This is a genomic window from Chitinophaga pinensis, from assembly GCF_007896845.1.
Lineage (GTDB): Bacteria > Bacteroidota > Bacteroidia > Chitinophagales > Chitinophagaceae > Chitinophaga > Chitinophaga pinensis_C.
In genome coordinates this window covers 93,069-113,842 of the sequence record NZ_VOHS01000019.1, presented here as the reverse complement: position 1 = coordinate 113,842, position 20,774 = coordinate 93,069, and the positions used below count along the sequence as shown (strand labels likewise).

At 45.5% G+C, this 20,774-nt stretch carries 16 protein-coding genes; 7 read left to right on the top strand and 9 right to left on the bottom strand.

The window, feature by feature from the left end; translation table 11 throughout:
- Positions 1-26: 26 nt before the first annotated feature.
- Positions 27-1,559 (top strand): glutamate--tRNA ligase, encoded by a 1,533-nt coding sequence (gene gltX / locus FEF09_RS18750; RefSeq protein ID WP_146306532.1) that lies wholly within the window; start codon positions 27-29, stop codon positions 1,557-1,559.
- A gap of 78 nt (positions 1,560-1,637) precedes the next feature.
- Here gltX and FEF09_RS18745 read toward each other — a convergent pair whose 3' ends face one another.
- Positions 1,638-3,305 carry a glutamine--tRNA ligase/YqeY domain fusion protein gene (locus FEF09_RS18745; RefSeq protein ID WP_146306531.1) on the bottom strand — a complete coding sequence of 556 codons (1,668 nt, stop codon included), beginning with the start codon at positions 3,303-3,305 and terminating at the stop codon, positions 1,638-1,640.
- 128 nt (positions 3,306-3,433) lie between these two features.
- Here FEF09_RS18745 and FEF09_RS18740 point away from each other — a divergent pair, with 128 nt between their 5' ends.
- From FEF09_RS18740 to fumC, 5 genes are all read left to right on the top strand, one after another.
- Positions 3,434-3,853: a cobalamin B12-binding domain-containing protein gene (locus FEF09_RS18740; RefSeq protein WP_012787917.1), complete on the top strand. Its 420-nt coding sequence runs from the start codon at positions 3,434-3,436 to the stop codon at positions 3,851-3,853.
- Between the two features lie 82 nt (positions 3,854-3,935).
- Positions 3,936-4,478: an outer membrane beta-barrel protein gene (locus FEF09_RS18735; protein ID WP_146306530.1), complete on the top strand. Its 543-nt coding sequence runs from the start codon at positions 3,936-3,938 to the stop codon at positions 4,476-4,478.
- The gene (locus FEF09_RS18730; RefSeq protein WP_146306529.1) at positions 4,478-4,729 is read left to right on the top strand and encodes a hypothetical protein; all 252 of its coding nucleotides are present in this window, start codon (positions 4,478-4,480) and stop codon (positions 4,727-4,729) included. The genes FEF09_RS18735 and FEF09_RS18730 overlap by 1 nt, the downstream gene beginning before the upstream one ends.
- Positions 4,730-5,208: 479 nt before the next feature.
- Positions 5,209-5,985, top strand: a complete 777-nt coding sequence (locus FEF09_RS18725) for an enoyl-CoA hydratase/isomerase family protein (RefSeq protein ID WP_146306528.1) — start codon at positions 5,209-5,211, stop codon at positions 5,983-5,985.
- Between the two features lie 135 nt (positions 5,986-6,120).
- Complete coding sequence (gene fumC / locus FEF09_RS18720; protein WP_146306527.1) at positions 6,121-7,521, top strand: class II fumarate hydratase; 1,401 nt, start codon at positions 6,121-6,123, stop codon at positions 7,519-7,521.
- An 82-nt stretch (positions 7,522-7,603) separates the two neighbouring features.
- Here the strand turns inward: fumC and FEF09_RS18715 are convergent, their stop codons facing one another.
- The 8 genes from FEF09_RS18715 to FEF09_RS18680 form a co-directional block, all read right to left on the bottom strand.
- Entirely contained in the window at positions 7,604-8,611 is a 1,008-nt protein-coding gene (locus tag FEF09_RS18715) for a sulfite exporter TauE/SafE family protein (protein ID WP_186774401.1), read from the bottom strand.
- A 208-nt stretch (positions 8,612-8,819) separates the two neighbouring features.
- Entirely contained in the window at positions 8,820-11,696 is a 2,877-nt protein-coding gene (locus tag FEF09_RS18710) for a TonB-dependent receptor (protein WP_146306526.1), read from the bottom strand.
- A gap of 282 nt (positions 11,697-11,978) precedes the next feature.
- Complete coding sequence (locus FEF09_RS18705; RefSeq protein WP_146306525.1) at positions 11,979-12,629, bottom strand: lipoprotein signal peptidase; 651 nt, start codon at positions 12,627-12,629, stop codon at positions 11,979-11,981.
- A gap of 53 nt (positions 12,630-12,682) precedes the next feature.
- The gene (locus FEF09_RS18700) at positions 12,683-15,187 is read right to left on the bottom strand and encodes a bifunctional UDP-N-acetylmuramoyl-tripeptide:D-alanyl-D-alanine ligase/alanine racemase (protein WP_146306524.1); all 2,505 of its coding nucleotides are present in this window, start codon (positions 15,185-15,187) and stop codon (positions 12,683-12,685) included.
- A gap of 381 nt (positions 15,188-15,568) precedes the next feature.
- Positions 15,569-17,269: a gliding motility-associated ABC transporter substrate-binding protein GldG gene (gene gldG, locus FEF09_RS18695; RefSeq protein ID WP_146306523.1), complete on the bottom strand. Its 1,701-nt coding sequence runs from the start codon at positions 17,267-17,269 to the stop codon at positions 15,569-15,571.
- Positions 17,270-17,287: 18 nt separating this feature from the next.
- Positions 17,288-18,022, bottom strand: a complete 735-nt coding sequence (gldF, locus tag FEF09_RS18690; RefSeq protein WP_146306522.1) for a gliding motility-associated ABC transporter permease subunit GldF — start codon at positions 18,020-18,022, stop codon at positions 17,288-17,290.
- A 122-nt stretch (positions 18,023-18,144) separates the two neighbouring features.
- The gene (locus FEF09_RS18685; protein ID WP_146306521.1) at positions 18,145-18,591 is read right to left on the bottom strand and encodes an iron-sulfur cluster assembly scaffold protein; all 447 of its coding nucleotides are present in this window, start codon (positions 18,589-18,591) and stop codon (positions 18,145-18,147) included.
- Positions 18,592-18,641: 50 nt separating this feature from the next.
- Positions 18,642-19,859 carry an IscS subfamily cysteine desulfurase gene (locus tag FEF09_RS18680; protein ID WP_146306520.1) on the bottom strand — a complete coding sequence of 406 codons (1,218 nt, stop codon included), beginning with the start codon at positions 19,857-19,859 and terminating at the stop codon, positions 18,642-18,644.
- Positions 19,860-20,002: 143 nt separating this feature from the next.
- On the opposite strand from FEF09_RS18680, the gene mce reads away from it, so the two are divergent.
- Positions 20,003-20,401, top strand: coding sequence for a methylmalonyl-CoA epimerase (mce, locus tag FEF09_RS18675; protein WP_146306519.1), 399 nt, complete (start codon positions 20,003-20,005; stop codon positions 20,399-20,401).
- The last annotated feature ends 373 nt before the right edge of the window (positions 20,402-20,774 follow it).

Here is a 20,774-nt window from a genome sequence, read left to right as displayed (position 1 = left end):
GCTAAATCTTTCTTTACCTTTGCGGCATGCAACATCAGAAAGTAAGGGTCCGCTTTGCGCCCAGTCCAACAGGTGGCCTGCACCTCGGAGGTGTACGCACGGTTTTGTTCAACTATTTATTTGCAAAGCAGCACAATGGTGAATTTGTGCTTCGTATAGAAGATACCGACCAGACCCGCTATGTGCCGGGCGCGGAAGAATATATCATAGAATGTCTGCGCTGGTGTGGTCTGAATGCAGATGAAGGTCCGCACGTAGGTGGCCCTTATGCGCCTTACCGCCAGAGTGAACGTAAAGCACAATATCGCCAGTATGCAGAACAGCTGGTAGCAGCTGGTCACGCTTACTATGCGTTTGATACTCCTGAAGAACTGGAAGAAATGCGTACCAGACTGAAGACGGAACAGAATCCTTCTCCGCAGTATAACGCTGCAGCCCGTCAACAGATGCGCAATTCTATCAGCCTGTCAGCAGAAGAAACAGCTGCACTCCTCGAAAAAGGAACGCCGCATGTAATCCGTATTAAAATGCCGCAGGGAGAAGAAGTTGGTTTTACCGACATGATCCGCGGTCATGTACAATTCAATACCAGCACTGTTGATGATAAAGTACTGCTGAAAGCAGATGGTATGCCTACTTATCACCTCGCTGTGGTAGTAGACGATTATCTCATGAAGATCACGCACGCTTTCCGTGGTGAAGAATGGTTGCCTTCTGCACCTGTACACCTGTTGCTGTGGAAATACCTTGGCTGGGAAGCACAGATGCCCAATTGGGCACACCTGCCGCTGATCCTGAAGCCTGATGGTAACGGTAAACTGAGTAAACGTGATGGCGACCGCCTCGGCTTCCCGGTATATGCGATGAACTGGGCTGATCCTAAGACCGGTGAAATGACAACCGGCTTCCGTGAAAAAGGTTTCCTGCCGGAAGCATTCGTGAATATGCTGGCTATGCTGGGATGGAACGACGGTACTGGTCAGGAGATATTTTCAATGGATGAACTGATCGCCCGCTTCTCACTGGAGCGTGTACACAAAGCAGGTGCTAAATTCGATTTCGAAAAGGCAAAATGGTTCAACCATCAATACCTCCTGCATGCTGACAATAACCGTCTGGCAGACCTGTTCATGCCGGTACTGAAAGAAAAGAATGTCAACGCCTCTCCCGAATATGTAGCGACCATCGCTGGTCTCGTAAAAGAACGTTGCGATTTCGTCAATGATATCTGGGATCACGCCTTCTTCTTCTTCCAGACACCTGAAACATTCGACGTTGCTGCCGTGAAACCTAAATGGAACGCAGACAAGACACAGTTCTTCCGTGACTGGGCTTCTATCGTTGATGGATTGGCTGATTTCTCAGCTACCTCACTGGAAGAAAGTTTTAAAACACTGGCTGGTTCTATGAATATCAAACCGGGAGAATTACAGCTGCCATTCCGTATCATGCTGTGTGGTGGCAAGTTCGGTCCGCCGGTATTCAATATCGCAGAAACCCTCGGTAAGCATGAAACGATCGCAAGGATCATGAGAGGACTGGATGCGATCAATGCTTAAAATTACTTTTGATAGCATTCATAAAAGAAAAAGGAGAGGTACATACCTCTCCTTTTTCTTTTATCTGATAAAACCGGATTATCCTTTCTTTGCCTCTTTCGCCCACGCATCTTTCAATGTCACAGTGCGGTTGAACACCACTTTATCAGGCGTACTGTCAGCATCCGCAGCAAAATAGCCTTTGCGCAGGAACTGGAAGCGTTCGCCCGGTTTAGCATTCAACAGACTGGGCTCGATATAAGCCTTCGAAATCACCTGCAAAGAGTCAGGGTTGATATAAGATTTGAAATCACCTTCTTCATTACCCGGATCTTCCACTTTAAACAGACGGTCATACAGTCTTACTTCCGCAGTAGCTGCATGCGCCGCGCTTACCCAGTGAATAGTTCCTTTTACGGTCAGACCACTGGTATCACCACCACTCTTGCTTTCCGGCAGGTAGGTGGCGTAGATAGTCGTGATGTTGCCTTCAGCATCTTTTTCAAAGCTTTCGCCTTTAATGATGTAGGCATTTTTCAATCTTACAGCCAGACCCGGTCCCAGACGGAAGAATTTCTTCGGAGGCTCTTCCATGAAGTCTTCACGCTCGATATACAACGTATTGCTGAAAGGCAGGATACGTGTACCGGAGTTTGGATCTTCCGGATTATTTTCAGCTGTCATCTCTTCTACCTGACCTTCAGGATAGTTGGTGATCACCAGTTTAACCGGATCCAGTACTGCGAATACGCGGTTCGCCGTTTTGTTCAGTTCCTCACGGATACAGAACTCCAGCAGACTCACATCAATCATGTTATCACGTTTCTGGATACCAATGCGTTCACAGAAAGCGCGGATGCTGGCAGGCGTATAACCACGACGGCGCAGACCACTGATAGTCGGCATACGTGGGTCATCCCAACCACTGACGTGTTTCTCGTTCACCAGTTGCAGGAGCTTACGTTTGCTCATTACCGTATAGGTAAGGTTCAGACGGGCAAACTCATACTGACGGGACGGGAATATTTCCAGCTGCTCAATGAACCAGTTGTACAAGGGGCGGTGCGGAATAAATTCCAGCGTACAGATAGAGTGGGTGATCGTCTCGATGCTGTCGCTCTGCCCGTGCGCAAAGTCATACATCGGATAGATACACCAGCTGTCACCGGTACGGTGGTGATGTGCATGCTTGATACGGTAGATGATAGGGTCACGCATGTGCATGTTTGGAGAAGCGAGGTCTCCTTTAGCACGTAATACCTTTTCACCGTCCTTGAATTCTCCTGCACGCATACGGGCAAAGAGGTCAAGGTTCTCCTCTACACTGCGGTTACGGTAGGTAGTGCCTTTACCGGGTTCGGTTGGCGTACCTTTGGAAGCCGCGATCTCTTCAGCGGTAGAGTCATCTACGTAAGCCAGTCCTTTATTGATCAGTTTTACTGCGAAATTGTATATCTGTTCGAAATAATCTGAAGCATACAGTTCCTGCGCCCATTGGAAGCCCAGCCATTGTATGTCGGCCTTAATGGAATCCACATATTCAGTATCCTCCGTAACGGGATTGGTATCGTCAAAGCGGAGGTTGGTTTTACCGTTGTACTTCTGGGCGATGCCGAAGTTGAGGCAGATGGATTTAGCGTGACCAATGTGCAGATAGCCATTTGGTTCCGGCGGGAAGCGTGTAAGCACCCTGCCGTCATTGACGCCGTTGGCAATGTCCTCTTCTATGATCTGTTCCAGAAAATTGAGGGTCCTTTCTTCACTCATAAGGTTTAATATATTTCGGACGGCAAAGGTAGTAAAAAGTCCACAGACCCCTGCAGTTAGTAAGGTATGCAATGATACGGCGGCAGACAGTCCAAAAAACCTATATTTACAAACTTAACAAATCAATTATGGTCAACCCCCTGCAACGTCCTGTGCGCGTGCTGGTGGCCAAGGTTGGTCTCGACGGCCATGACCGCGGAGCGAAAGTGATCGCGGCAGCCCTGAGAGACGCCGGTATGGAAGTGATTTATACCGGTTTGCGTCAGACGCCTGAAATGGTAGTCAGCGCAGCCCTTCAGGAAGATGTTGACGCCATCGGCGTAAGCATCCTCTCCGGCGCACACATGACGGTTTTTCCACGTATTATGACCCTTATGAAAGAGAAAGGGATGGATGATGTATTGCTCACCGGCGGCGGCATCATACCGGAAACGGATATGTCCCGGCTCAACGAATTAGGTGTCGGAAAGCTATTTCCACCCGGTACCCGTACCGAAGATATCGCGGCCTATATCACCGATTGGGTGGCCACACACAGAGATTTCTAAAAAAAGTCTGTTTTTTTGAAACCTTTGCCGTGTCCGGTCGTCTTTGTTCTATAATTAACCCGATTTAAACAGACTGATTACTATGACGCGTAAGCTTTACTTTATTCCACTGCTGCTGCTTTCCATGCTGCAGCTGCCCGCATTTTCACAGGACAATACAGACACCACCCGGAAAGTTATCGAAGAAGTGACCATCACCCGTACGTATGGAACATCAAAACGTAGCTATACCACATGGGGTGGAGACGGCCCTTTGTTATCATTCGGACGTGACATCCGGGAATCCGGAAACCACGTACGCAGTGTGCCCCGTTTTACCTTCTTTTTCAACATCGGACATAACTACAACTATGACTTCGGACGTAATGTGGGTTTCTTCACAGGACTCAATCTGAAAAACATCGGTCTGATCACCAAAGATGATAAAGACTCTGTTAAGCTGAAACGTCGTGTGTATACACTCGGTGTGCCACTGGGTATAAAGATCGGCGATCTGAAAAAAGGCTTTTTCTTCTTTGCCGGCGGTGCCTATGATCTGGCATTCAATTACAAGGAAAAGAAATTTATCAACGGTGATAAAAAGAGAAATTCAATGAATGGTTCAGCGACCGCACCCCTCTGCTGATGCCGTCCCTCTTTGCGGGCGTCAGAATGCATCCGGGCTTCGGACTGAAAGTACAGTACTACCCTAATAATTTCTTTAACAAGGAATATAAAGAAACCGGCAACAGCGGCGGTAGTACCTACCCTTACCAGAACCTCGACGCAAAACTCTTTTTCGTGACCCTTAGTTACGATTTCCATGGGCACAATATTCACAGACACGTGAAGGAAAAAACAATCCGCTATCAACGGAAATACGAGAAGAGCTTCTGATATCCCAAAGTCTTCGACACGATAAGTTGAGAGGTAATATTATCGATTTTTCATCTGCGAAAATCGTATATTAGGAATGACGGGCGACTGAGAATGTGCAGTCCATTATCCGTCATTCCTTTTTTTATCGAAATCCTGTGCTCCTGTATTATTTTCACATTCCGTAATAATCCTTTTTACTCTCTCCTACCCCTCCGGCAAACAGTGGACGAACAAGCGGCGAATCTCTGACGAATCTGCGACGAATAAGCGATGGGATCAAAAATCGTCTTAAATAGCCTGAATTGGTCTTTCTTACACACCTGAAGGGGGTGTTTTGGCCCCATTATATACACTTTCGTTACTAATTTCCAACTGTTAAAATAATATCATAAGGTTTCCTCAAAAAATGTCGTTCGGGCAGTACAAACCCTGATCATTCAGTGCACCATAACAATGTTTAAAACCTTAAATTAGCCATCCAACAAAACCCGGATCTCATGTATCATACCATCAAAACAGAGCTCAAGGATAATACCCTTTTTATCTACATTAACCGCCCCGACAAACTGAATGCCCTGAATCAACAGGTCATGGCTGAACTGGCCCTCGCGATCGATGAAGTTTATTCCAATAAAGATATCCGTAGTGCCGTTATCACCGGTCAGGGAGAAAAAGCATTCGTAGCAGGAGCTGATATCTCAGAATTTCTGGAACTGTCTGATCAGCAGGGTGTAGAACTGGCCAAGAAAGGACACGTGGTATTCAAACATATAGAAGATTGTCCTAAACCGGTGATAGCAGCCGTGAATGGCTTTGCACTGGGTGGTGGTTGTGAACTCGCTATGGCCTGTCACTTCAGAATAGCTGCTACCAACGCGAAGTTCGGACAGCCGGAAGTAAATCTGGGATTAATTCCCGGTTATGGAGGTACACAACGCCTGACAACACTCGTGGGGAAAGGAAAAGCCATGGAATTGATGATGACCGGCGATATGATCAGCGCAGATGAAGCCCTGCAATGGGGACTGGTGAACCACGTCGTAGCCCCAGCCGATCTGCTGCCCAAAGCGACTGAATTACTACAGAAGATACATGCAAAAGCCCCGTTGGCTATCGCCCGTGTCATCAAATGTGCCAACGCCGCACAAAACTATGTAGTGGATGGCTTTGAAACAGAACTGAATGAATTCGGTGCCTGCTTCGCTACCAAAGACATGCAGGAAGGTGCATCCGCCTTTATTCAGAAAAGACCGGCGAAGTTTATCGGAGAATAAGCGCACTCCGGACAATTGTATCACTCAAAACCTGACTTAGCAGTATTATCAGGGCATTACCCCCGTTTTAATTCCCGATTTGTAATTGATAATTCATAATTGATATGTACGTTTGTACCGCAAAAAATCAAGCATATGGAATATAGAATAGAGAAAGACACGATGGGCGAAGTGAAAGTACCTGTAGATGCTTACTATGGTGCTCAAACTCAACGTTCTATCGACAATTTCAGGATTGCGCAGGATATTAACAAAATGCCAAAGGAAATTATCCAGGCATTTGCTTACCTGAAAAAAGCGGCCGCGCTGACCAACCTGGATGCGGGTGTACTGTCTCAGGAAAAAACAAATTTGATTGCACAGGCTTGTGATGAGATCCTCGCTGGTAAACTGGATGATCAGTTCCCACTGGTAGTATGGCAGACCGGGTCAGGTACACAGTCCAACATGAACGTGAATGAGGTGGTTGCTTACCGCGCACACGTAATCAATGGTGGTCTGCTGACCGACAAAGAGAAAGCAGTGCACCCAAATGACGACGTGAACAAATCACAGTCATCCAACGATACTTTCCCTACTGCTATGCACATTGCTGCATATAAAATGCTGATCGAAACCACTATTCCAGGTATCGAAAAGCTGAGAGATACATTGGCAGAAAAAGCAGAAGCTTTCAAACATATCGTGAAAATCGGCCGTACCCACTTCATGGATGCAACGCCACTCACACTCGGACAGGAAATCAGCGGTTACGTTTCTCAGCTGAACCACGGTCTGAAAGCCATCAAAAACACACTGGAACACCTGAGCGAACTGGCACTGGGTGGCACCGCTGTAGGTACCGGTATCAATACGCCTAAAGGTTATTCCGAGAATGTGGCTAAACACATCGCTAACCTGACCGGCCTGCCATTCATCACCGCTGAAAATAAATTCGAAGCACTGGCTGCTCACGATGCAATCGTAGAAGCACACGGCGCCCTGAAAACTGTTGCAGTAAGCCTGATGAAGATCGCTAACGATATCCGTATGCTGAGCTCCGGCCCTCGCTCCGGTATCGGTGAACTCCACATCCCTGACAACGAACCAGGTTCTTCCATCATGCCGGGTAAAGTAAACCCGACACAGTGTGAAGCTCTGACAATGATCGCTGCACAGGTACTGGGTAACGACGTGACTATCAACATCGGTGGTGCTACCGGTCACTTCGAACTGAACGTGTTCAAACCAGTAATGATCTATAACTTCCTGCACTCCGCACGCCTGATCGGTGATGGTTGTGTAAGCTTTAACGATAAATGCGCAGTAGGTCTCGCTCCTATCGAAGCAAATATCAAAAAGCACGTAGATAACTCCCTGATGCTGGTAACTGCACTGAATACAAGAATCGGTTACTACAAAGCTGCAGAGATCGCGCAGACAGCTCACAAAGAAGGTACTACCCTGAAAGAAATGGCGGTGAAACTGGGTTACGTAAAACCAGAAGAATTTGACGAGTGGGTAAACCCAATTAACATGGTGGGTGATATCAAATAAAATATCACAAACGATATACAATAACAAAGGGGTATCTATACGAATAGATACCCCTTTGTTTCAACCGGTAATCCGGTTTATGTTAGTGTAAGAGTGTAATGATAATAGTGCGGAGGCTCAACAGAATGATCAATGTACCTACCATGATCATCAAAGGCTTACGCTTGATCTTTCTCACCAGTATCGCTGCAAACGGAGAGGCAATCACACCACCGATGATCAGCCCGATGATAACCGGCCAGCCGGCAATTGCCCCAAAGATAAGAAATGTACCTGCACTGGAAAGTGATATGAAAAATTCAGCCGCATTTACCGAACCGATCGTGTAATGTGCCGAACGCCCCTTGCTCAGCAAAGTAGACGTTACAATCGGACCCCATCCGCCACCACCAAACGAATCCATAAAACCCCCAAAGAATGCCAGTGACCCAAGGCGTTTAGTTTTACTTTTCGCTTTTTTAGGCAGAAATGCTTTTCTCAATACAATCGCACCTAATATCAGTAAATAAGCACTGATGAAAGGTTTTACATTCTCCTCCGTGAAATAGGAAAGAAAAGGTACCGCAGAAGCAATTGCATTCATATTGGAGATCAGGAAAGATCCGGCAATAGACCCGATAATACCCGGTACCAGCAGATACAGGAACAACTTCTTATTCACATTCCCAAAACGGAAATGCGAGATTCCTGAAGCGCCTGTAGTAAAGACCTCTGCTACGTGTACACTTGCACTGGCAACAGAAGGAGGAATGCCGAGGCCTAACAGTAATGAAGACGAAGTAGCGCCGTAAGCCATACCCAGTGCACCATCTACTGTCTGCGCCGCCAGACCTACCAGAATATAGAACAGCAGTTCTCTCGTAAAAAGAGACTGCGTAAACTCGTAAACCCTCGTATGCGTAGCAGCTGAAGTGCCGTAGTAGGTCAGAACGCCTATCCCTGCCAATACAGCCACGGCAATAAGACCAATCAACAGCCATAAGAACGGCCGGTGACGGTTTTCCTCATTGACAAGGTCTATTAACATTTCCTGACGTTCCACGGTAGCATACTTTTTTTCAAGTTGGTCTATCTCCTCGTTGTGCGACATGTATTACTTCAGTTATATAGTCTATAGATATGATAGACTAAGGTATGTTTAAATCATCGGATATCCAAATGCGGGAGATTAAAATGTGATGAAGATTATTAAAAAGAAGCGAGGATGGAGATCGGGAAATGATCCACAGTAGCAAAAAAAACACCCGCCGGACAAACATCGCTGCCGGCGGGTGACATTTATTTATTATCTGTAATAATTATTTTTTCTTGAAAGGCAGATCGTATGTGATCGCTACATAATACAAACCTTTGATGGTCGGACCACCCACATACTGGAAGTAAGAAGTATTGAAGATGTTAGATCCACCCACTTTTACTGAGGTATGCAGTTTGGGTAATCCGTAGGTTACCTGCGCATCCACCGTGCTGTAAGCTGGTACGTCACCGTTACCAAACAGGTTCTGCCAGTAGAATTTATCCTGCCAGTGCCATACTACGTTGAAACCCAGGTTACGCGCTACCTGTCTGTTACCAAAGCTGACATTGGTAAACCATTTTGGTGTATTGAAACCGGGGATCAATGCATCATCCTTCGTCTTATCCTGTGCCAGAGTATTATAGTTGGCGTTACCACTGATGGTGAAGCTCTTCAGGAAGTTATAAGTCACACCTACTGCAAAACCATAATTCTGTACAGTAGACTTACTGTTGGTCCATACCCTGTAACGGTTCTGGAATTGTTTATCATACATCTGATTCAATACCTCCTGCGTAGGGTTGTTTACATCGCCCGTCTGCGGTACTGCCACTTCCACCTGTCCAATAAAGTGATTGTACGTGTTGAAATAACCGTCGATATCTACAAATACCTTATTCTCAAACAGTACGCTCTTGTAACCTACTTCAAATGACTGGATCTGCTCCGGTTTGATAGGATCAAGGTTGGCTACTTTCAGCACTTTCGCATTCTGTACTTCTGCATCTGCACGGCTCAGGGTAGGATCAGCATTGGTTGCTTTATTCACTGCAGTAGTGAAGGCAGTAGCACTGGAAGTCAGGTAAGAATTCTTGAAATATCCCAGTCCTTCTTCAATGAAGGCTAATCCACCGACACGTCTTACTCCACCATTGTTCACGAAGGAATAAGCTTCAAACAATGAAGGGAAACGGAAACCGTTCTGCCATGAAGCGCGGAAGTTATGACGTTGGTTTGGCGTGGTATACACCGCTGCTACACGTGGATTGAATTTGCCGGAGAACTCCTGACTTTTATCGTAACGAAGCGACGCTGTTACTTTCAACTGATCATGCAGGAATAACTTGCTGCCCTGTACGAAACCACCTACTTTTCCATACCAGATATTTTTACCACCGGGTGTGTTACGTTTATCCAATGGTTTGGTCAGGTCAACAAAGTTGTTACCATCAGGAATGATCTCATAGGTACGATAATCTGCACCTACCAGTACATCCATGAAATGCACATATTTACGCAGGTTCCAGGTACCCTCTGCATGATAAAAATGGCTCATCTGCAATAAAGCAGCGCCACCACTTTTGTTGGTGCTGTCTTTTGATACCGGGTAAATATCCCAGTCATTGATGCCTTTGATCTTCGCCAGTTGTGCATCAAAGGCTGCGGTACCGGGTGTCCAGCGTCCTTTATCAGCTGCCGCACGTGCTGCTCTGTGGGCTTCTGCAATATTACTGCCGGTAGCATCGAGTGCTGCATTCAGCGCGTTTTTGTAGTCAGCCTGCCATTGTTTGTCTGTCTTGAAAGACTTCTCGAGATTGTCCGCCAACGGGTTCATGTTATAGGAATCACCCGTATTTTCCAATGACATATAAGAACGGAAAGTGAAGTCTTCTCCTACCAGTTCTACTTTATGATTCTGTACAACTACATTTTTCAGACCGATACGGTTACCACGCTGGAAGAAACCATCCATTTTACCAACACGGTAAGTATAAGACGCTTCGATCTTTGGCGTGAGCTTGTAATGCAGCGCACCATCAAATTTGATGTTCTTTACCTTGTAATCACCCACAAGGTCTTTCTCCCAGTACCCCGTGCGGGATACGTTATAAGATTTACCATTTTTATCGGTGATAGGGAATGAACTTTGATCTGCATATTTGTTCCACGCATCATTGGCCGTATTATCAGCGCCTACCAGCTGTGGGAAGTCAGGATTGGCTTTGGTGCCGGGATTGAAGTCATTGTGACTGTCCGCATACCAGTCAGTACCTTCCATATAAGAGAAGTTCACTTTGAAAGCGAATTTCTTGCTCAGGGCCTGTGCATAGCGGAAAGAGCTTTCGGTGATCGGTTTCGGAGAACTGCCCTTACCGTCAAAATGGTTAAAAGCTACTTTCTGATATACGCTGATACCCTGATATTGGAAAGGGTTTTTGGTAATCAGGTTGGACATTCCGTTCAGTGCATTCATACCATACAAGGCGGAAGACGCACCGGGTGTAACCTCGATACTCTGGATATCCAGTTCTGTGGGTCCGATCGCATTACCCAGCGGCACGCCGAGTGTAGCGGCCTGATTATCCACCCCATCAATTAACTGCATGAAACGGAAGTTATTAGGCACGTTAAAACCACGTGTATTGAATACTTTAAAAGTCAGACCTGCAGTGGTCATCTGAACGCCTTTCAGGTTACCGATCGCATCATAGAAAGAGGCGGCGGGAGTTTCCTTCAGGGCTCTTACATCGAGCTTTTCGATGGCCACCGGCGATTTTAGCAATTTTTCCTGTTGACGGGAAGCAGATACCACTACCTCATTTACGAGGAGCGATTGGGTAACCAACTGTATCTGTAAACGGCTATTGCTGTTTTTTACATCAAATTCCTGTGGCTGATAACCCAGAAGGCGTATCTGCAGTTTAAGCGGAAATTTAGTATTGGCAGTGATTTCAAACCGTCCGGAGCTGTCAGTGGTAGCACCAAAAGATGTTCCTTTTATCTGAACAGTCGCACCGGGCAAAGGTTCTCCTCCGTCACCGGCAATTTTACCAGCAAGGATATAAGAGCCGTTCAGCTGTGCCTGGGCCAGTACAGGCATTAATAACACGAACAGCCATAGGTATGCAATACGAATAGTGCGTCTTTTTGCGGACATAACTATAGTTTATTATATATGAATTGGTCTTGTGAAATAAATATGGGGGACTTACCCCTATGGATTCATTGGGGCAAAGTGGTGCGTAGCGCTCAACAACATCGTAAAGAAGTGTCCATCGTTTAGTTTATTGGTGGTGAATACTACTTTTAGCTTTAATATATCTATTAGTCTATCGGAATTGTGGACAAATGTAATACGGCATTTCAAGTTTTCAAAGAAAACGTTAAAAAAAAAGCGGTCTACCTCAGGCAGACCGCTTTTTAAAGTATGTTGATAAGCTTATTTTGTCGCTGCAACAGCTTCTTTTTCAGCTTCTTGCTTTGCAATATGCTTGTGGAAGAAACGCTTCTGGAATATCAGAATGGTGATCACACCAACAGAAATAGCTGCATCTGCGATGTTGAAGATCGGGTTGAAGAACACGAAATACTCTCCTCCCTTAAATGGTATCCAATTAGGCAGATAACCACGGTAAACAGGGAAATAAAGCATGTCTACCACCTTTCCGTGCAGGAATGAGGCATATCCACCGCCTTTTGGCAGGAAGGTAGCCACGTCGTAAAAGTTAGTCTCTGAAAATATCAGTCCGTAGAACATACTGTCTATCAGATTACCTGCAGCACCAGCCAGTATCAGGGCGCCACATATCAGCAAACCGGTATGGTGCTGTTGTTTTACCAATGTCTTCATATATTTGAAGCCAATGACTACGGCCGCCAGACGGAAAAGCGTCAGTAATACCTTGCCCCACTCACCGCCAAGCTCAAGGCCATAGGCCATACCGGGGTTCTCGGTAAAGTGAATGCGGAACCAGTTAGGAAATATGATAAATTCCTGGCTAAAGTTCATGTGGGTTTTTATCCAGAATTTCAGCGCCTGATCAAAAACCAGCACCAATGCAACAATCCAGATTACGTGACGATATTTCAAAGGTTTAAAATTTTATCAAAAATAATAATAATGTGCAAAATCGGAATTTCCGGTCACTCCTCGAAATATACCCGCTTCACCCGCTGCGAAATTCCTGTTAATATTTCATAAGGAATGGTCTCTGCCCAGGCAGATACCTGCTGTACCGGCAGCTCATTGCCAAATACGATCACTTCGTCTCCTTCTGTCACCTCCGGAATATGCGTTACATCCAGCATCAGCATATCCATGGCCACAATGCCTGCCACAGGGGCCAGCTGCCCGCGTACGAGCATCTTTCCCTTTCCGTTGCTCAGGCGGCGGGGATAGCCGTCTGCATACCCGATACGTACCGTCGCCGTAACAGATGGGCCTTTTGCCACCCATTTGGCCCCGTAGCCAACTGTATCGCCGGTGGACAGGTGTTTTACCTGTGCAACCGTCGTTTTCAGTGTACTGGCCGGACGTAACTGATCCTGCATTTTGTCAGCGCTGTCAATACCGTACATACCGATACCCAGTCTGACCATATCCAGCTGCAGATCAGGATGACGCTCAATAGCTGCGCTGTTGGCAATATGTCTGATCACCGTATAGCCCAATGCCTTTTGCAGTTCATGGCTCATTTCGAAAAATAACTGTCCCTGTTGTTTGGTGAAGGCATCCATTGCAGGATCTTCACTGGCAGCAAGATGACTGAATACGGAATTTACTTTCAGATAGATATTATCACTCAGCAAACGGGCCAGCTCGGGGATGTCTTTCTTCTCAAAACCCAGCCTGTGCATGCCTGTATCCAGTTTAATGTGTACAGGAAAAGCAGTTTTACCTGCCAGCTGTACTTCTTCTTCAAACTGTTTTAACAGGTGGAGAGAATATATTTCGGGTTCAAGGTTCCATTGGAGGATGGCGTCAAAAGAGCTGGGCTCAGGGTTCATCACCATAATCGGCATCGTAATGCCTGTTCTCCTCAGTTCCACTCCTTCATCAGCATAAGCAACGGCGAGGTAATCTACACCATGGAACTGCAATAGATTTGCAATTTCAAAACTTCCGCTGCCATAAGAAAATGCTTTCACCATGGCCATCAGTTTCGTTTCCGGCTTCAGCAGTGACTGATATTGCTTTACATTGTGTGCTACAGCACTCAGATTGATCTCGAGTATTGTCTGGTGCACTTTCTGTTCCAGTAGTTTGCCAATCCGCTCAAACTCAAATATACGCGCTCCTTTCAGCAGGATGGTTTCATGTTGGAAATCCTGTTGATTGAATTGCTGGATAAATTCTTCTGTCGTCAGGAAAAAGCTGCTTTTCAAACCTGTGATCTGCTGGAAGCATTTCTTTTCTCTGACAATATTTTTCCCGATACCGATCACTTTATTGATGCCTTTTTGCTGGAGCAGACTGGCTACTTCCTCATACAAAGACGCATCGCTCTTGCCACTCTGTAAGATATCACTGAGGATGACGGTACGGGTAGGATGTTGTTGTTGCTGCTGCAGAAACTCCAATGCAATGGCTAATGAACCAAGATCGGAATTGTAACTGTCATTGATAACAGAACAGTTGTTAATACCCTGCTTCAGTTCCAGACGCATGGCAATATTGCCCAGCTGATCCATCCGCTGTTGTATCACAGAATGTTCCATACCCAGATGCAACATCAGTGCCCAGCAATGAATGGCATTCTCCACAGATCCTTCATCTACAAAAGGAATATTGATATGGATGGGAACTGTCTGATACAGGGCGTCAATACGGGAATGATGCTCACTTTTATCAACACTGATAATGCGCAGGTCAGCCTCCGTCTTACGGGACCATGTAAACAGCTGCAAACCGCCTTCATGATTGTCTTTCTTACCTACCAGATTGTGAAAGTTCAGCACGCATTCGTTCAGTGCGAGATAGTCCTTGCAATAGATAAGCAGGTCGCTTTTGGAAAACAATACCAGCTTTTCATTGATCTTCTGACGGATGTTCAGGAAGCCCTCATTATGCGCCTCCCCGATATTGGTGAAGATGCCGATATTCGGACGGATGATCTTCTCAAGATGTTCCATTTCCCCGGGTTGGGAAATGCCTGCTTCAAAAATAGCCAGCTGATGTTCCGGTTTCATCTGCCATACAGAGAGAGGAACACCGATCTGAGAGTTATAGCTTTTAGGACTGCGGACAATATTGTAATCTTTTTCCAGCAGCTGATACAGCCATTCTTTGACGATGGTCTTACCATTACTGCCGGTAATACCGATCACAGGTATATGGAACTGCTGCCGGTGATAAGCTACCAGTGCATGCAGGGCCTGCATTGTGTCTTTTACTAATATGATGTTGGCTTTCGGATATCTCCCCTCTGGCACAGGTTCACTCACGATAAAGTTGGAAACACCTTTCTCGTACAGCTCTTGAATATACTGGTGGGCATTACGCCTGCTGCTTACCAGTGGTATAAAAATAGACGTTTCAGGAAAGCTGAGTTTCCGGCTGTCCAGCAAAATGTGTTCAATCTCCGGATTACCCGTCTGCTGCAATAGTTCACCTTTCAGCACCTTGCTGATACTTTCTGCGTTATACACGTGTGGTTATATTTTGATGTGAAAAGCGTGTTTGCGTTTCACTGCTTCCCTTAATGATTCCGGGTTTACCGGGTATTAATTTTATTTAAAAGTTGGCTCTTGTTTTTCAGGGGTTCAGGTAGCCGCTTTTAAATTATCGCTGGGCAAATATATGGGGAATAGTCCATAGTCGATAGACTTCCGTCCATAGATATGCCCGATCAATGAATATTTGACGACTATCGTGGATAGTCTCTGGCTGTGATTGTTACGAAAAGCTGTCATGTTCTTCCAACGCCGGGAAATGATAGTCTATTGTCTATAAATCAATTATTTACAGACAAATACAACTGTGTATTGATACGGCTCATCGGCTGACAGCCCCACTGGTAACGGCTAATACTATACTTCGAATTTCCTTTTCCTGAAAAACATAAATACCGATGCGAACAATAAGATCAGTCCGATAGGAACGATGAAACAAATTGCCTGCCACTTGCTTTTCTCCAGTTTTACTTTTTCCGGATTCAACAGACGCAGGGTTAATTCTTTATTACGTGCGTCCATGATGCCTGAGTTATGGGTCAGGTAGCCCAGGGTATTAAGGAAGAATTCGCGGTTGGCATAAACCATGGATTGGTCATAGAGATTGACCCCCATCTGTAGTGGACCACTTTTCTGTGAGAAAGCATTGGTGATGACATCGGCATCGCTCACAACGATCATTTTATTGATCGTATCGCTGTTGTTTTTGAACGGTCTGCCTGTTGCCTTTTGAATCGCCTGTTGTGTGCCGGCGTCCAGACGGTTGCGGAACAGGGAAGTGAATTCCCCTTCGAGTAACACAGCTACCGGAACGAATTTTTTATTGAACTCACGTGGGTTCGGCTTCCTGCGCAGACTATTCCACGTAACCTCCACAGGAGAACTTACCGTGCGGCTGTTAGCAGAACTGGTCAGTAATACCGTTTTCTTGATATTACCACCTTTTATCGTATCGATGGAGCTGGCAAAATGGCTCAGCACGAGGTCCATATTTTTTACAATCGGATGTGCACCGGTAGGCACCAGCAAAGGAAAATAAGGGAATGCCAGCGGCTGCATCTGACCGGTACGATCCACAACCTGTGGCACGAAATCAGATTGCATGTCCTGTACAAGGTCCTGATTGATACGTACGCCATAACGGAACAACAGGTCTTCCAGATTCAATCCTTTATCAAATGCAACAAAGCTTTCCTGATGTGAAAGACTGTCAATAGAGGCATTCAGTTCATCGACAAACCACAATACCTTACCGCCATTCATTACATACTGGTCTATCTTCAGCTTATCTTCATCAGAGAAGCGGGTGGCAGGTTTTGCAAATACAACCGCGTCAAACTCTTTAGGAATATAGGAGATGTATTGAAGTGTCAGGGTATCCAGCAGATAGTTGTTCTGCAGAGTGGTAAGAGCATCGTATACTTCCGCTCCCAGTTGCTCACCATTACCCAGCATATATCCCACTAGTGGTGTCTGTTTCTGTTGTAGCTGATAGATCGCATTCGCGAACTGGTATTCCAGCAGGGACTCCGAGTTATTCATAGCCGCGTCAGGATTGAGTCCGCCCTGACTTTTCAGGAGATTCACGCCAACGACTCTGGTACCGTAATGTATCAATGCACCCGGAAAGATCAGTTTTTCAGAATATCCCTGATTAGCATCTTCCTGCACCTGCATATTAAAGGGCATGATGCCTTTTTCTACAAGGTATTGCTGGAAAGTCATACGGGCGGAGTCTGGCAGGCCCTGCCCGGGGTTCTGAAAGGAGAATTGTATGCGGTTGCCGCCATATTCCCTGAATTCTTCCAGTAATTCCTGACTGGTTTGTGCCAGCTGACGAAAATTGGCCGGATAATCACCTTTCAGGAAAACTTCTATGGTAACTGTGCTATCCAGTCCGCGGAGCAGACTTTTCGTAGCAGGAGTAAGTGTATATCTTTTTTCAGCGGTCAGGTCCAGACGGGTATGAAAATAAGCAGCCAGTATATTGATCCCTACAAGAACACCCACCACAAGTATAGCCCGCTGTATGTATTTATTCCTTCTATTAATAGCCACAAAAGAGGTTTTTAAAAATTAATCCCATATCCTGCGTTGCAGTGATAATCTTGTCAGATAGAGCATCAGGCCGATGATGCTCAGGAAATAAATAATATCCCGGCTATCAATCACACCACGGCTGATAGACGTGTAGTGAAACTTGATACCAGCCATACGCAGGTAGTAATCAGCGCTGCCGGAAAAGGCCGGCACTTTGCTCAGCGCATCAAAACCATTGTAAAATATAAAGCAGGTAAAAATAGCAATAAGGAAAGCGACTACTGAATTGCTGGTCAGGGAGGAAGACCATACACCAATGGCGGTGAATACGGCGCCCAGCAGGAACAGGCCGATATAGGAACCTGTCATGCCACCATTGTCAAGATTCGCAGGATCAGCGCTTAATTGTCTGACTGCGATATAATAAACGATAGTAGGAATCAATGAGATCAGTACGACTACGAGACCGGCTGCAAATTTGCCTCCGACGATCTGCCACCAGCTCAATGGTTTGGTGCTTAAAAGCTCCATTGTGCCGGATTTGAATTCATCCGCGAAACTACGCATGGTAATAGCCGGAATAAGCAAGAGATAGATCATGGGGGCCAGCTCAAAAAGCGGGTCGAGATTAGCGTATCCATAATCAAGCAGACTGGTATCTGGAAAAACGAATAACAGCAGGCCGTTAGCCAGCAGAAATAGGATGATGGCGACATATCCGGTTATGCTGCTGAAAAACTGATGTATTTCTTTTTTAAAAATTGCTAGCATAGTGAGACAGAAAGCACAAATATATATAATTAAAAATGATCAATTACGAATTAAGAATTAGGATTTAAGCAGGTATTTTGCTCAAATCCCGATTATTAACGCACAATTGATCAGTTAATTATTTAGTTATGCTCTTCTTCCAGTTCATACCCTTCTTCAGGTACCTCTTCTTCTTTTAGCGGCTCCAGCCCATTTTTGAAGCGGTAATCGTTGATAGCGGCTTTCACTGCATCTTCGATGAGAATGGTAGCATGTATCTTGGCAGGTGGAAGGCTCAATGCTTCCACAATGTCCATATGATCAAGCCTGGCGGCTTCTTCGATGGTTTTTCCTTTCAGCCACTCTGTCGTAATAGAGGTAGCTGCAATGGCAGCGCCACATCCAAAGGTTTTGAAGCGCGCATCCATAATAACATGCCTTTTCGGGCTCACTTCGATCTGTATCCTAACTACTTCAATGTACTCCGGCACGTGTATTAACCCTGTCCCCACCTGCGGACTGGACTTATCCAGTGTTCCCGCATTTCTTGGGTTGTTGTAATAATCAAGAACTCTTTCAGCGTAAGCCATAAGCATAAGTATAAAAGATTTCACCAATCGTCCCCAATATGTTCACTGTATCAAAGACGGGACCACTCTATTGAGCTCATGTCCGCACCTTCTTTAAACATTTCCCACAGCGGACTTATTTCTCTAAGTTTATTCACCGTATCAGTGACGGTCTGAATAGCATAATCGATCTCTTCTTCAGTTGTGAAGCGTCCCAGCGCAAAACGGATGGAGGAATGGGCCATATCATCACTGAGGCCAAGACCTTTCAATACGTAACTGGGTTCCGGAGAGGCGGAGGTACAGGCAGAACCGGATGATAGCGCAAGATTTTTGTTAAAACCCATCATCAGGGCTTCTCCTTCCACATAACGGAAGGAAATGTTGGTGGCATGCGGTAAACGGTTGGTTTTTGATCCGTTGACAACGGTTTCTTCCAGTTGCAGCAATGCGTTTTCCAGTTTGTCACGCAGGGCTGCCAGTCTTTGTCCTTCTGCTTCCATTTCCTGTTGGCATAATTCACAGGCTTTTCCGAAAGCTACAATACCGGGTACATTTAACGTACCGGAGCGCATCCCACGTTCATGTCCGCCGCCATCCATCTGTGCAGTTACTTTTACACGGGGAGATTTGCGGCGTACATAAAGGGCACCTGCTCCTTTCGTACCGTAGAGCTTATGAGCGCTGAAGGCCGCCAGGTCGATACCATCGCGGTTGACATCCACAGGCACTTTTCCTGCCGCCTGGGATATGTCGCTCATCATCAGCACACCATGCTTCTTGGCAATGGCGCTGATCTCTTTTATAGGGTTAATAACCCCTATCTCATTATTGGCATACATGATGGACACCAGAATGGTTTTTGGTGTGATGGCAGCTTCCAGTTCTTTCAGATCCGGAAGACCCTCACTGTTCACTTTGAGGTAAGTTACCTCAGCACCCAGCTTTTCCAGATGCTTGCAGGTGTCCAGCACTGCTTTGTGTTCAATTTCTGTCGTAATGATATGATTGCCCTTATCAGCATACATCTCAAATACGCCCTTCATCGCAAGGTTATCAGCTTCGGTAGCTCCGGAGGTGAAAATAATCTCCTTGGGATCTGCACCTATCAGCGCAGCTACCTGCTCACGGGCCAGATCGACTGCTGCCTCTGCTGCCCACCCGAAAGAATGGTTACGGCTGGATGCATTCCCAAATGTCTCCGAAAAATAGGGAAGCATGGCCTCTACTACACGCGGATCGCAGGGGGTAGTAGCATTGTAATCCAGGTAAACGGGCAGTTTTAGCATATCTGTCGGTCTTTAGTTGTACTTGTTGATTCCTTTACTACAAATTTAATGCTTAATTGCTTTGCTTACCTACCACGATCATTGTAAGAAATGATAACAACATAGAGAACGGTTATTTCTGCTATAAATTGTTAAATTGCTATATGCAGAAAGTTGAACATATAGGAATAGCAGTCAAATCGTTAGAAGTCTCAATCCCCTTATTTGAGAAGCTTCTGAACAGTGATTGCTATAAAAAAGAAACAGTGGAAAGCGAGTTTGTGGAAACCGCTTTTTTCCAGACCGGACAAACAAAAATTGAACTTCTCGAAGCTACCGGCCCCGACAGCGCTATTGCCAGATTTGTGGACAAAAAGGGTGAGGGTATACATCACATCGCATTCGAAGTGACTGATATCTACGCAGAAATGGAAAGATTGAGCAAAGAAGGATTCACTTTATTACAAACTCAACCGAAAAAAGGAGCAGATAATAAACTGGTCTGTTTCCTGCACCCAAAAGGTACAAACGGTGTACTGGTGGAGCTTTGCCAGGAAATCTGAGATTTTTTTCAAATAATGAAATCCAGAAGATTAAAGCGTTCGTAAATATATTTCAGACACATGTAGACAGACACGTTAGGAGAAAGACATCAATCAAAATAACTAAGATTTTTAAACAAAGAAGACGCAAAATTGTTGGTATGAAGAGCGCGGAAGTGTTCGCAAGTGTATTAGCAGCAATATGATATACCTTACATTATCTTATTAAATCAAGCTTTACCCTGAAGAATAGCCCGTTAAAACCTCATTAGAAATTATGCCTCGTAAGAAAAATAATTTTTAGCCAATGGTCTCATATGCCTTGTAAAAACTAAATCATCACTATAATAATAATCACATTTTATATATCGGATATCCGTTTGAAAAGACGTAA

Coding starts and splice junctions, on each gene's coding strand:
- FEF09_RS18735 (WP_146306530.1), top strand. CDS start 3,936: ATGACGCGTAAGCTTTACTTTATTCCACTGCTGCTGCTTTCCATGCTG.
- gltX (WP_146306532.1), top strand. CDS start 27: ATGCAACATCAGAAAGTAAGGGTCCGCTTTGCGCCCAGTCCAACAGGT.
- FEF09_RS18715 (WP_186774401.1), bottom strand. CDS start 8,611: ATGTCGCACAACGAGGAGATAGACCAACTTGAAAAAAAGTATGCTACC.
- FEF09_RS18685 (WP_146306521.1), bottom strand. CDS start 18,591: ATGGCTTACGCTGAAAGAGTTCTTGATTATTACAACAACCCAAGAAAT.
- gldF (WP_146306522.1), bottom strand. CDS start 18,022: ATGCTAGCAATTTTTAAAAAAGAAATACATCAGTTTTTCAGCAGCATA.
- fumC (WP_146306527.1), top strand. CDS start 6,121: ATGGAATATAGAATAGAGAAAGACACGATGGGCGAAGTGAAAGTACCT.
- mce (WP_146306519.1), top strand. CDS start 20,003: ATGCAGAAAGTTGAACATATAGGAATAGCAGTCAAATCGTTAGAAGTC.
- FEF09_RS18740 (WP_012787917.1), top strand. CDS start 3,434: ATGGTCAACCCCCTGCAACGTCCTGTGCGCGTGCTGGTGGCCAAGGTT.
- FEF09_RS18745 (WP_146306531.1), bottom strand. CDS start 3,305: ATGAGTGAAGAAAGGACCCTCAATTTTCTGGAACAGATCATAGAAGAG.
- FEF09_RS18730 (WP_146306529.1), top strand. CDS start 4,478: ATGCCGTCCCTCTTTGCGGGCGTCAGAATGCATCCGGGCTTCGGACTG.
- FEF09_RS18710 (WP_146306526.1), bottom strand. CDS start 11,696: ATGTCCGCAAAAAGACGCACTATTCGTATTGCATACCTATGGCTGTTC.
- FEF09_RS18680 (WP_146306520.1), bottom strand. CDS start 19,859: ATGCTAAAACTGCCCGTTTACCTGGATTACAATGCTACTACCCCCTGC.
- FEF09_RS18725 (WP_146306528.1), top strand. CDS start 5,209: ATGTATCATACCATCAAAACAGAGCTCAAGGATAATACCCTTTTTATC.